This is a genomic window from Taylorella asinigenitalis MCE3, assembly GCF_000226625.1.
In the GTDB taxonomy this organism is placed as follows: domain Bacteria; phylum Pseudomonadota; class Gammaproteobacteria; order Burkholderiales; family Burkholderiaceae_B; genus Taylorella; species Taylorella asinigenitalis.
On sequence record NC_016043.1, the window covers coordinates 677,208 to 688,700 of the forward strand.

The 11,493-nt window shown below is 36.9% G+C and carries 14 protein-coding genes and 1 pseudogene; 13 read left to right on the plus strand and 2 right to left on the minus strand.

Annotated features, from left to right (window positions below; genetic code table 11):
- Positions 1–73: 73 nt before the first annotated feature.
- From rpsP to TASI_RS03360, 13 genes and pseudogenes are all read left to right on the plus strand, one after another.
- Positions 74–331: pseudogene (gene rpsP / locus TASI_RS07990) on the plus strand (30S ribosomal protein S16); the annotation flags it as partial.
- A gap of 214 nt (positions 332–545) precedes the next feature.
- Positions 546–1,163, plus strand: coding sequence for a ribosome maturation factor RimM (gene rimM, locus TASI_RS03305; protein WP_014111343.1), 618 nt, complete (start codon positions 546–548; stop codon positions 1,161–1,163).
- 3 nt (positions 1,164–1,166) lie between these two features.
- Positions 1,167–1,874 (plus strand): tRNA (guanosine(37)-N1)-methyltransferase TrmD, encoded by a 708-nt coding sequence (gene trmD / locus TASI_RS03310; protein WP_014111344.1) that lies wholly within the window; start codon positions 1,167–1,169, stop codon positions 1,872–1,874.
- A 39-nt stretch (positions 1,875–1,913) separates the two neighbouring features.
- Positions 1,914–2,411 (plus strand): low molecular weight protein-tyrosine-phosphatase, encoded by a 498-nt coding sequence (locus tag TASI_RS03315; RefSeq protein ID WP_028883867.1) that lies wholly within the window; start codon positions 1,914–1,916, stop codon positions 2,409–2,411.
- 73 nt (positions 2,412–2,484) lie between these two features.
- Positions 2,485–3,018, plus strand: a complete 534-nt coding sequence (locus TASI_RS03320; protein WP_044978013.1) for an Rrf2 family transcriptional regulator — start codon at positions 2,485–2,487, stop codon at positions 3,016–3,018.
- Between the two features lies 1 nt (position 3,019).
- A complete protein-coding gene (locus tag TASI_RS03325; protein WP_014111347.1) occupies positions 3,020–4,243 on the plus strand; it encodes an IscS subfamily cysteine desulfurase in 1,224 nt (407 codons plus the stop codon).
- 15 nt (positions 4,244–4,258) lie between these two features.
- Positions 4,259–4,648, plus strand: a complete 390-nt coding sequence (gene iscU, locus TASI_RS03330) for a Fe-S cluster assembly scaffold IscU (protein ID WP_014111348.1) — start codon at positions 4,259–4,261, stop codon at positions 4,646–4,648.
- 1 nt (position 4,649) lies between these two features.
- A complete protein-coding gene (gene iscA, locus TASI_RS03335) occupies positions 4,650–4,973 on the plus strand; it encodes an iron-sulfur cluster assembly protein IscA (RefSeq protein ID WP_014111349.1) in 324 nt (107 codons plus the stop codon).
- A complete protein-coding gene (hscB, locus tag TASI_RS03340; RefSeq protein WP_014111350.1) occupies positions 4,970–5,452 on the plus strand; it encodes a Fe-S protein assembly co-chaperone HscB in 483 nt (160 codons plus the stop codon). Before iscA ends, hscB begins: the two co-directional genes overlap by 4 nt.
- Positions 5,449–7,296, plus strand: a complete 1,848-nt coding sequence (gene hscA, locus TASI_RS03345; protein WP_014111351.1) for a Fe-S protein assembly chaperone HscA — start codon at positions 5,449–5,451, stop codon at positions 7,294–7,296. Before hscB ends, hscA begins: the two co-directional genes overlap by 4 nt.
- Before the next feature lie 12 nt (positions 7,297–7,308).
- Positions 7,309–7,644 carry an ISC system 2Fe-2S type ferredoxin gene (gene fdx, locus TASI_RS03350; protein ID WP_014111352.1) on the plus strand — a complete coding sequence of 112 codons (336 nt, stop codon included), beginning with the start codon at positions 7,309–7,311 and terminating at the stop codon, positions 7,642–7,644.
- A gap of 1 nt (position 7,645) precedes the next feature.
- Positions 7,646–8,671: a tetratricopeptide repeat protein gene (locus tag TASI_RS03355; RefSeq protein ID WP_044978015.1), complete on the plus strand. Its 1,026-nt coding sequence runs from the start codon at positions 7,646–7,648 to the stop codon at positions 8,669–8,671.
- A gap of 61 nt (positions 8,672–8,732) precedes the next feature.
- Positions 8,733–9,722 (plus strand): tetratricopeptide repeat protein, encoded by a 990-nt coding sequence (locus TASI_RS03360; protein WP_228359752.1) that lies wholly within the window; start codon positions 8,733–8,735, stop codon positions 9,720–9,722.
- 98 nt (positions 9,723–9,820) lie between these two features.
- On the opposite strand, the gene TASI_RS03365 is transcribed toward TASI_RS03360, so the two are convergent.
- Both TASI_RS03365 and TASI_RS03370 read right to left on the minus strand, forming a co-directional pair.
- Positions 9,821–10,468, minus strand: coding sequence for a tetratricopeptide repeat protein (locus TASI_RS03365; RefSeq protein WP_014111355.1), 648 nt, complete (start codon positions 10,466–10,468; stop codon positions 9,821–9,823).
- A 73-nt stretch (positions 10,469–10,541) separates the two neighbouring features.
- Positions 10,542–11,441, minus strand: coding sequence for a tetratricopeptide repeat protein (locus TASI_RS03370; protein WP_044978261.1), 900 nt, complete (start codon positions 11,439–11,441; stop codon positions 10,542–10,544).
- Positions 11,442–11,493: the final 52 nt, after the last annotated feature.

Genomic DNA, 11,493 nt, shown 5'->3' on the forward strand with positions numbered 1-11,493 from the left:
ATAAATATTAAGAATCTTACTAAAATAATTAGCTTTACTAAATTTAATTTAATAATAGAGAGGATAATTTCCTATGGTCGTGATTAGACTATCACGTGGTGGCTCTAAAAAGCGCCCTTTTTATAATATTGTTGCAGCTGATTCACGCAATCGTCGTGATGGTCGCTTTATTGAGCGTTTAGGTTTTTATAATCCAGTAGGTAACCCTGAAGTTGAAAATCTTCGCATCAACTACGATCGTATCGACTATTGGGTTTCAGTTGGTGCTCAGGTTTCTGATGCTGTAAAACGTATCATTAAGGATAGCAAAAGCGATAAAGCTGAAGCTTCAAATGAAGACATTAAAGCTAAAGAGGCTTCTAAAGCTACAAAAGCAAAAAAATCTGATGAAGCTCCTAAAGAAGAACCTAAGACTGAAGATGCTCCTAAGGTTGAAGAACCAAAAACAGAGGAAGCACCTAAAGTAGAAGAGCCTAAAACGGAAGAGTAATTTTAAGGAATTTCCTCTATCAAACCGCCTAATTGAGTGGCGGTTTTTGCATTTTATGAATATTAAAAATACTGAGTTCGATTCAAATGAAAAACTGATACCACAAGATTTGGTTATCGTTGGACGTATTTCCGATGCAAATGGTGTTAGAGGAAAAGTAAAAATATTTCCGCATTCTAAAGAGAATACTCAGCTCGTAAAAATCAAAAACTGGTATCTTCAGAAATTTGACGAAGATGAACATCCTATAACGCCAATTAAGTCTATCAATGTTTTGCAAAAAACTTTAATAGGCAGCCATATTGTGGCTAGTTTTGAAGGAATTACCGATAGGGATCAGGCATTGCTATTAAAAGGATATTCAATTCTTGCATCTAGATCTGAATTTCCTTTGCCTGACTCAGATGAGTTTTATTGGATTGATTTGATTGGATGCTTTGTTTATTCAAATAATTCAAGTGAACCAAGTCTTATCGGCATTGTGAAGAATCTTTCAGAAAGTGGGGCACACACACTTTTACATATTTATCAGATTCATTCTGAAGACGATTTATCGCCTAGACTCAATTCTAAGGGTAGACCAATCGAAATCTTAATTCCTTTTGTAAAAGATATAGTGCCAGTGGTTGACATAAAAAATAAAAAAATCTTAGCTAATTGGTCTATGGAGTAGACATTGCGTATTGACGTAATCACTCTGTTTCCTGAGATTATTGAATTTGTCTCTAAGCTTGGTGTGACAGGTCGAGCTTTAAATAAGGACATATGGCAAATAAAAACTTGGAACCCCAGAGATTACACTAGCGATATTCACCATACAGTTGATGATCGCCCCTATGGTGGAGGTCCAGGTATGGTCATGATGGCTGAACCCTTAAAATTGGCTTTAGAGGCAGTTAGAGAAGATAGAGCGAAAGATACTGAATGTGAAGTTCCTAAAGTAGTTTATCTTTCTCCATCTGGTGTTAAATTTAATCAATCTTTAGCTAATTCGTATGCAAGTTCGTCTGGCTTTATATTAATTTGTGGACGTTATGAAGGAGTTGATCAAAGATTTATTGATAAGTATGTTGATCAACAAATTTCAATTGGTGATTATGTGATGTCAGGTGGAGAGCTACCAGCTTTAGTTATGATAGATTGTATAGTTAGGCTCATCCCTGGAGTTCTTAACTCATCTGAATCTCATTCTATGGATTCATTTCAAAAATCCCTTGATGGATTATTAGATCACCCTCATTACACAAGACCAGAAGTTTTCGAAGGAATGGAAGTTCCTAAGATTTTATTGTCGGGTAATCACAAGGAAATTGAGTCCTGGCGTCTAAAAGAATCTAAAAGAATTACAGCTTTGTATAGGCCTGACTTAATTTCCGACGAATAATACTTGATTTATAAAGGAATTTCATTCAAACTTACGGTTATGAAAACGAGTGTACTTTTTGTCTGTATGGGAAATATATGCCGCTCACCTAGTGCTGAGGGCATTTTACGCAATCTTGTTAAAGAGGCTGGCTTACAAGATAGCATATCAATTGATTCTGTTGCGACCCATGATTATCATATTGGTGAGCCCCCTGATGGTAGGGCTCAGTACGTATGTAGAAAACGAGGAATTGATATTTCTAATATTAGAGCTAGGAAAGTTACCCTAGATGATATTAGAAATAACGATTTGGTTTTAGCCATGGATTGGGAGTGCCTCACATTCCTTCAACAACTATCACCTAAAAGTCAACACTATAAACTAATGCTTCTTATGCGTTACGCTAACGACTATGAGGAAGCAACTGTTCCTGATCCATTTTACGGTGGTATCGACTCTTTTAATAAAATGATGGATTACTTAGACGATGCCTGTTTAGGTGTCTTTGAGGTAGTGAGTAAAAGAGTAGGTCTCTATCAGTCCTCTGAATTCTAATTCGTATTAATATCCTAGTAATTTAGTAGGATATTTAGTATAATTACATATATACATAAATTACGGATTGGATATGAGATTAACTACCAAGGGGCGATTTGCAGTTACAGCCATGATTGATCTTGGATTAAGAAATCACTCTGGCCCAGTAACTCTTTCAGCTATTAGTGCACGTCAAAATATTTCCCTCTCTTATTTAGAACAATTATTTAGCAAATTGCGTCGTCATGAGCTCGTTGAGAGTGTTAGAGGTCCGGGAGGAGGGTATATGCTTGCTCGTAATCCCCGAGAAATCACAGTAGCTGATATAGTATTTGCGGTTGATGAGCCCTTAGACGCAACTGGTTGCGGAAATAAAGTACCCTGTACTACAGGTCGGGACGGTCGTGATCATGGTACCTGTATGACTCATGACCTTTGGAGTAGCCTGAATGCTCATATGGTCGACTATTTAGATTCTGTTTCCCTTCAAGATCTAGTGGATCATCAGCGATTGGGTCCTAGCGAAAAATCTAAATTGGAAGAAAGAAATATTCAATTTAGATCCAAGTTTGACTCTAACAGAAATTTAGATACACCATTAATTTTTAAAGGGTTTGGCGGTTAGTATGTCATCACCAAATTTAAAATTCCCAATTTATTTAGATAATTCTTCAACTACCCCAGTAGATCCAAGGGTTGTGGATGCTATGGTTCCTTGGCTCTATGAAAAGTTTGGAAATCCTGCTTCTCGTACTCATGCTTTAGGGTGGGAGGCAGAAGAAGCAGTAGAAAATGCTCGCAAACAAGTAGCCGAATTAGTAGGAGCTGATCCAAGAGAAATTATTTGGACCTCGGGAGCCACCGAATCAAACAATCTAGCGATTAAAGGTGCTGCTCATTTTTATAAAGACAAGGGTAAGCATTTAATTACAGTTAAAACTGAGCATAAAGCTGTTCTTGACACTATGCGAGAACTCGAAAGACAAGGTTATGAAGTAACTTATTTAGACGTTCAGGAAAATGGGCTTATTGATCTTGAACAATTAAAGAATTCTATACGTCCAGATACTATTCTTATCTCTGTTATGTTCGTAAATAATGAAATAGGAGTTATTCAGCCTATAGAACAGATAGGTGAGATTACGAGAGAGAAAGGAATTATTTTCCATGTTGATTCAGCCCAAGCAGCTGGAAAAGTAGATATAGATCTACAGAAACTTAAAGTTGATTTGATGTCTTTCTCCGCTCATAAATGTTATGGACCTAAAGGAGTGGGGGCTCTTTACATACGACGTAAGCCCAGAGTTCGTATTGAAGCTCAGATGCATGGTGGAGGTCATGAAAGAGGATTTAGATCGGGAACATTGCCAACTCATCAAATTGTAGGTATGGGGGAAGCATTTGCGATTATGAAAGCTGAAATGCATGAAGAAATTCCACGTATCAGAGCTATGCGAGATAGGCTTCTTGAAGGTCTAAGTGAGATTCCTGATGTGTATATAAATGGAGATATGCAGTCTAGAATCGCTCATAATTTGAATATTAGTTTTAATTATGTTGAGGGTGAATCTCTAATTATGGCTATAAGAGATGTGGCGGTTTCAAGCGGATCGGCTTGTACATCTGCTAGTTTAGAGCCTTCATATGTACTTCGGGCTCTTGGGCGGGATGATGAATTGGCTCATAGTTCTATTAGGTTTACTTTGGGACGATTTAATACCATTGAAGAGATTGAATATACGATTCAATTAGTGAAATCTAAAATCGATAAATTCCGAGAAATGTCTCCACTTTGGGAGATGGTACAAGAGGGTATTGATCTCTCTACTGTGCAATGGACGGAACATTAATTTAAGGAAATTTAAATGGCTTATAGCGAAAAAGTTTTAGATCATTATGAGAACCCTAGAAACGTGGGGTCTTTTGATAAATCAGATGAATCTGTAGGTACTGGTATGGTAGGTGCTCCAGCTTGTGGTGATGTCATGAAACTTCAAATTAAAGTTAATGATGCAGGTATTATTGAAGATGCTAGATTTAAAACATATGGCTGTGGATCCGCTATTGCTTCTAGCTCCTTAGTGACTGAATGGGTAAAAGGGAAATCCTTAGACCAAGCAATGGATATAAAAAATACTGATATAGCAGAAGAGTTGGCATTGCCACCAGTAAAAATTCACTGCTCAATTTTAGCTGAAGATGCTATTAAAGCTGCTATCAATGACTATCGTCATAAAAAGGAAGGTAAATCTTAAGATGGCTGTTACGCTTACAGAGAGGGCCGCTCAGCATGTCAAAAGCTTTATTGAAAAGCGAGGCAAAGGTTTAGGTCTGAGGGTTGGTGTTAAGACTTCGGGTTGTTCAGGTATGGCCTACAAACTCGAATATGCAGACTCTCAAGATGTTGCCGATAGTGTGTTTAAAAGTTTCGGTGTCCGTATATTTGTTGACTCTAAAAGTCTTCCATTTATTGATGGAACTGAATTAGATTTTGTAAAAGAGGGGCTTAATGAGGGGTTTAAATTTAAAAACCCAAATGAAAAAGCTTCTTGTGGATGTGGTGAGTCCTTTACGGTATGAATTACTTCGAGCTTTTGAAAGTTCCGCAAAAATTTGAAATCGATGAAGTTGAACTTGAAAATGCATGGAGGGAAGCCACATCAAAAGTTCACCCTGATAGATTTGCAACTGCCTCTGCTTCAGAAAAAAAAGTTGCCCTAAGCTGGGCTTCATTAATAAATGAAGCTTATAGCAAGCTTAAAAATGATGCTACTAGGGGCTTTTACTTGTGCGAACTCAACGATATAAATCTTAATACTCCAGTAAGTGGAGAGTTTCTTGCAACTCAGATGCTTTGGCATGAACAGCTTGAGGAATACTCAAACGATAAACCTAAGCTAAGAACTCTTGCAAATGAAATAAACGAAAAAAAATCCGATCTTATTGCCTGCATTACAGAGCTTATTGATCATAAAGCTGATTACGAAAAAGCATTTTCTAAACTTCAGCAACTACAATATATTCAAAAGATATTAAGCTTAATTGAATCTAGATTATGACCTTATTTCAGATTTCAGATCCCGATGAAAAACCAATAAAACATGCGGTGGGGATTGACCTAGGCACTACACACTCATTGATTGCAACTGTACTAGATGGCGAAATTACTGTTATTCCTTCATCGGATGGAAAAAAATTATTTCCATCTGCTGTCCGTTATTTGAAGGATGGTACTGTACACACTGGAAGTGAAGCAGTTAAGGCTAAAAATCGAGATCCTTTTAACACACTTTTATCTACAAAAAGATTACTTGGCCGCTCTTATGATGAGGCGATGGCGGAAGCATTGCCATATAGGCTATCTCAAAATGAAGGCACGGTAAGTGTTATTACAAACCAAGGAGATATTTCTCCTATACAAGTTTCAGCAGAGATTTTAAAAGCTTTGCGCAGTCAAGCTAAGGACTTTCTTGGTCATGATGTGCAGGATGCAGTTATTACGGTTCCTGCTTATTTTGATGATGCTCAAAGGCAAGCCACTCGCGACGCTGCTAGAATTGCGGGATTTAATGTGCTGCGTCTTTTAAATGAACCTACAGCAGCAGCTATTGCGTATGGACTGGAGAAGGCCGTTGAGGGCGTATATGCCGTTTATGATCTAGGCGGTGGGACATTTGACTTTTCCATTTTGCGATTGCAGAAGGGGATATTCGAGGTTATTGCCACAGGTGGTGATACGCAGTTAGGAGGCGATGATTTCGATAAGCTTATTGTTAAGGATGTACTCACTCACCATGATACTGACCAACTTACTGCTCAAGATCATAGACAGCTTCTATCTATTGCTAAAACTGTTCGCGAGCGCCTTACAAAACAGCAGAGGGCTTATTTTCAGGTTAAGCTTTCAGATGGCTTGCATATCGATTTGAATTATCCACGATCGCATTTCGAGAACATTGCCTATGGGCTTGTGAATCGCACGTTGGATAAAGTTAATTTTGTGCTTAAGGATGCGGGGCTAGAGCCTGATGAAATTAGCGGTGTTGTAATGGTAGGTGGGGCCACACGTATGCCTATTGTTCAAAAAATGGTGGGTGATTATTTTCAAATGGAGCCGTTGACGAATATCGATCCCGATCAAGTTGTGGCAATGGGTGCGTCACTTCAAGCTGATAAGCTTGTGGGTAGTCGATCTGGGGATGATTGGCTGTTGCTGGATGTAATTCCTTTGTCTTTGGGGATTGAGACGATGGGTGGTTTAACAGAACGCATTATTCCAAGAAACAGTACGATACCTGTCGCTCGTTCGCAAGAATTTACCACATTTAAAGATGGTCAAACAGCTATGAAAATCCATGTGGTGCAAGGTGAACGCGAGTTAGTTGACGATAATCGCTCCTTGGCTCATTTTGAATTGCGTGGCATTCCTCCTATGGTTGCTGGGGCTGCACGTATTCGCGTTGATTTTCAAGTGGATGCTGATGGACTATTGAGTGTGACAGCTAGAGAAATGAGCTCAGGTGTAGAGCAAAGTATTATCGTGAAGCCAAGTTATGGGTTAAGCGACGAGGTCATTGCCACCATGCTTCAAGATAGTATTCAAAGCTCAACAATCGATGCAAATATAAGGGTAGAGCGTGAAGAGGTATTGGGAGCTTCTCAACTATTCGAGGCCACTAACTCTGCATTGCAAGCAGACTCCGATCTGCTAAGCGAGGAGGAGAGCATGAAGCTTCAGTCTCTTTTAGCAAAGCTTAAAGGTGGCATAGACTCTTCAAATTTAGAGGCTATTCGTAAGATACAATCCGAAATTGCCCCTCTATCCGATGATTTCGCTGCTAGACGTATGGATAGGTCGATACGGAAAGCGTTGGCAGGGAAATCTATTGATTCTGTAAGTTAAGTGAAATCTAGTATGGCTAAAATAACAGTTTTACCGCATGAGACTTTATTGCCAGAAGGGCTTGTAATCGAAAATGCTCAAAAGGGTGTTTCGCTATGCAAAAATCTTCTTAATAATGGCGTTGATATCGAACATGCATGTGAGATGGTTTGTGCATGCACCACTTGTCATGTTTATGTAGTAGAAGGGTTCGATAATTTAAACGAATCTACCGACGACGAGGAAGACATGCTCGATAAAGCATGGGGGCTTAAGCCTAACTCGCGACTATCGTGTCAGGTGGTTGTGGGTGATGAAGATCTAGTGGTAGAGATTCCTAAATACACCATTAATCACGCGAGAGAATAAAATGAGACTTTTATCCGCAATTCTAACTTTAACTTTAGGTACTTTTATGATTTGCGGATCTGTCTCCGCCCAAGCTCAAACTTCTGCAGCTGAATCAAATGAGCATGTTAAAAAAATCACCCCAGATTTTAGAAAAGGGCTTGATTTGTTTCTTGGTTACAATGGGCCACAAGATTTTGTGAAAGCACGTGAAATTATGGAGCCTTTCACTCCTAAGCATAATACTACCGCTCAATTATTTGTTGCAGATATTTATTTAGCTGGACTTGGCGTAAATAGAAACGTGAAAAAAGGTTTAGACCTTTTGCTTGCTTCCGCTACAAGATTTAATGATTTAGCATCATATAAGTTTACGGAAACTCTTGTATATGGCGTTGGTGTTGAAACGCCTAAGGATTTCTCTCCTTTAGGAGTCATAAGAGATTATCGAAAAGAATTTATAAAATCTCAATTTCCTAAAGGCTATTACATTGGAAAGAAAACCAATGAAAAATTGCCACATACATTTTTAGCTGAAGGTCCTGCTGTTTTTAATTATATTAAAGAAGCTGCTGACTCAGGAAATGCATTTGCTCAAAATATTCTTGGTGATATGTATTATTTAGGTGCTGCTGTTAAAAAAGATTATGCAGCAGCATATAAACTTTACGATGCTTCAGCTGCCCAAGGAAATCCAAATGGCAAGATGAATAAAGCCCATATGCTTATGTGTGGTTATGGTGTAGAACAGAATCGCTCTCAAGCCGCAAAATTAATGTTAGATGTTGCTCAAAACCATACTGTTCCTTATGTCTACTATCAAGTTGGAAATCTATATTTGTATGGTGAAGGCGTAGAACAAAATTATGATGAGGCTAAAGCTTGGTTTAAGAAGGCTGCGGATTTAGGAGATGAGATTGCTGCTCGCGATGTTAGAATGATTGAGAAAATCAATACACCTCAAGTACAAACTGAATTAAAATTAGCTAAAAAATGGAGAGGGGATGATGGGGCTTGCAGACCTAAGTTTCCTCATATCATTAAATAGTTTGTAACCAAGAGAGCATAACTTGAGGCATTGTTATCAAATTTTAAAATCAATATTTAGTTTGATCATTTTATGTCTTTTGGTTTTATCCAACACATCTGAAGCAAAACTAAAACCTACTGATCCAGAACTTAATTTAGAACAAATTCATCCTGATTTATTAAAAGGGATGAATTTATTTTTTGGGTTTAATGAAAATCAAGATTTTACTAAGGCTTGGGAATTGCTAATTCCGTACTCTACAGAAAATAATTCTTTTGCTCATATGCTTTTGGCTGATATGTTTCTTTCAGGATTAGGCGTACAAAAGGATTTAAAAAAGGGTGTAATGCTTCTATATTTATCAAGTTATAGACTAAATAAAATTGCAACTAACAAACTTCGTTATTTAAGCAGTTTGGTCAGGAGTGAAAATCGAAAATTTTACTTAGAAAATGAAAGGTTTTTTTCTGTAAATGATAGTATTATTGATGATAATCGAACTGCATACTATAAACAGAACAGACATATACCTCATATCTTTGAAGACGAAAAAATTTGGGTAATTGAATATCTAGCTAAGGCATCAAGTAAAGGAAATGCGATTGCCCAAAACATGCTAGGTGATATGTATTTCAATAAAATTATGGGTATCGATTCATATAAAGAAATTGCTTACGAATTCTATGATTTAGCAGCATCCAAGGGAAACCCCAACGCGATTTTAAATAAAGCTCATATGCTTGTGTGTGGATATGGTGTAAAAAAAGACATTTCTTTAGCGATTAAGCTGACAAACGACATTGCTGAAAAGTACAAGATTCCTTACCTATTTTTAGAAATTGCGGATTTGTACATATATGGGGAAGAAGGTGTTGAGCAAAGCAATGAAGAAGCTTTAGTTTGGCTAAAAAAAGCTGCAGATATGGGCTCAGAGTTGGGCCAATACACATATGATTTAGTAAAAAACGCAGATAATCCTCGTAATGCAGGTGAGCTAGATCGATCTAAAATGTGGCGTGATCTTGCAAATTCATGTTTATTTATGAAGTATCCTTTGTTTCTTAAATGAGTTTGCAATGATTAAATGAATTTTTCTCTTATCTAAAAGGGAAATATTTTTCTAAAAAGCACAAAAAATATCCCCCCATCCTACAGCGATTTCTAAAATTATTTAAGATTTTTGAGACTTTCGCATGCCTGTTTAAACCCGATATCGCATGACTTTGAGAACATCTCCTTAGCTTTTCCTAAATCTTGCGGCATGCCTTCGCCTCTTTTATACATAATGCCTAAATTATAAAGAGACCCAGGATGGCCTTTAGAAGCAGATTTTTGCATCCATTCAGCTGCTTTCTTAATATCCTGAGGTTTGCCTTGGCCCATTAGATACATAGATCCTAAATCGTGTTGTGCTTTTACATTACCTTGGTTGGCAGATTTTTCGAATAAGTCTCCAGCTTTTTTAAGGTCTTGTTTAACTACATCACCTCTAAAATAAAAACTTGCTAAATTGTACTGAGCTTGATCATCACCCGCCTCTACAGCTTTCTCTGTATATTTCAAACCTTCTTGTATATTTTGATCAACTCCTAAACCTTTGATTAACATGATACCTACATTTGTCTGAGCAACAGTATGGTTTTGATCAGCTGCGGTTTTAAAATATTTAAAAGCCTCTGCATAATTTTTTTGTTCATAAAAAGAGCCACCTTTATTGAACAATTCATCAGGTGAAGGATTTTGAGCTAAAGCAACAGACCCAAATAGAGTAATAGAAGCTAAAAGTGTGGCAATGCTTTTGTTTTTCAGTTTCATATTTGTATCTCCTTAATATAAAACGTTAATTGTATCCATTAATATACAAATAAATATGAATAGAATTAAATACTTATTTCAATTTAGTTCGTAACTCTAGGTATTGAGAACATCCAGTCTTATCGCCTTTTTCGCAAGATTTCTGTAGTAATTCCATGGCCTTATTAAAGTCTTGTGGTCCACCTTCACCTTTAATATACATAAGTGCTAAATTTGTCTGTGCCAATGCATTATTTTGTTCAGCTGATTTTTCGTACCATTCTCTAGCTTTAACTAAATCAATATCAACACCATGACCGTTGTAATACAAGGTGCCCAGGTTAAATTGAGCAATTGCCAGACCCTTCTTGGCAGCATTTTCATTCCAATATTTTGTTTTGGATAAGTCTTTATCTACACCATCACCAACAAAATATATGGAAGCCAAATACAACATTGCCTCTGTATTACCTTGATTTGCTGCTTTTTCAAACCAATATACGGCCTTATTCATATTTCTAGGGATATCTTTTCCATTGAAATAATTTTTTCCTAGTGCGAACTGTGCATTATCGAATCCTTGATTAGCTAATATCTCGAGATAACTAATTCCCTTTTGAGTATCCCTTGGTATATCTGTTCCTAGCATATAAGCATCGTAGAGAGTCTCCATAGCAGGATAAAAATTTTGTTCAGCTGATTTTGTTAACCATTTAATAGCTTCTTGAGGATTTTTTTCTATATGTTTAATGCCATGTAAATAAAAAATTCCGACAGCAAATTGACCTCTTGGATTGTTATATTTCTCAGCTAATAATTTATAGGCTTTAAAAATATCTTCTAAAGTTTGCTTTCTGCTAACAAATATCAGTAATTCTTTTTCTGATAATGAATTTATATGAGTATCGATATTCTCTGAATTTGTTTGAGCCCAAATTACAGAGCTAGTAAATATAAAAATATTTAGTAAAAGGGCGGTAATCAAGTTTTTCATAAGGCGAAGAAAAGATTTATGTTGTAAATTCAGAATCATCATAAAGAGATTA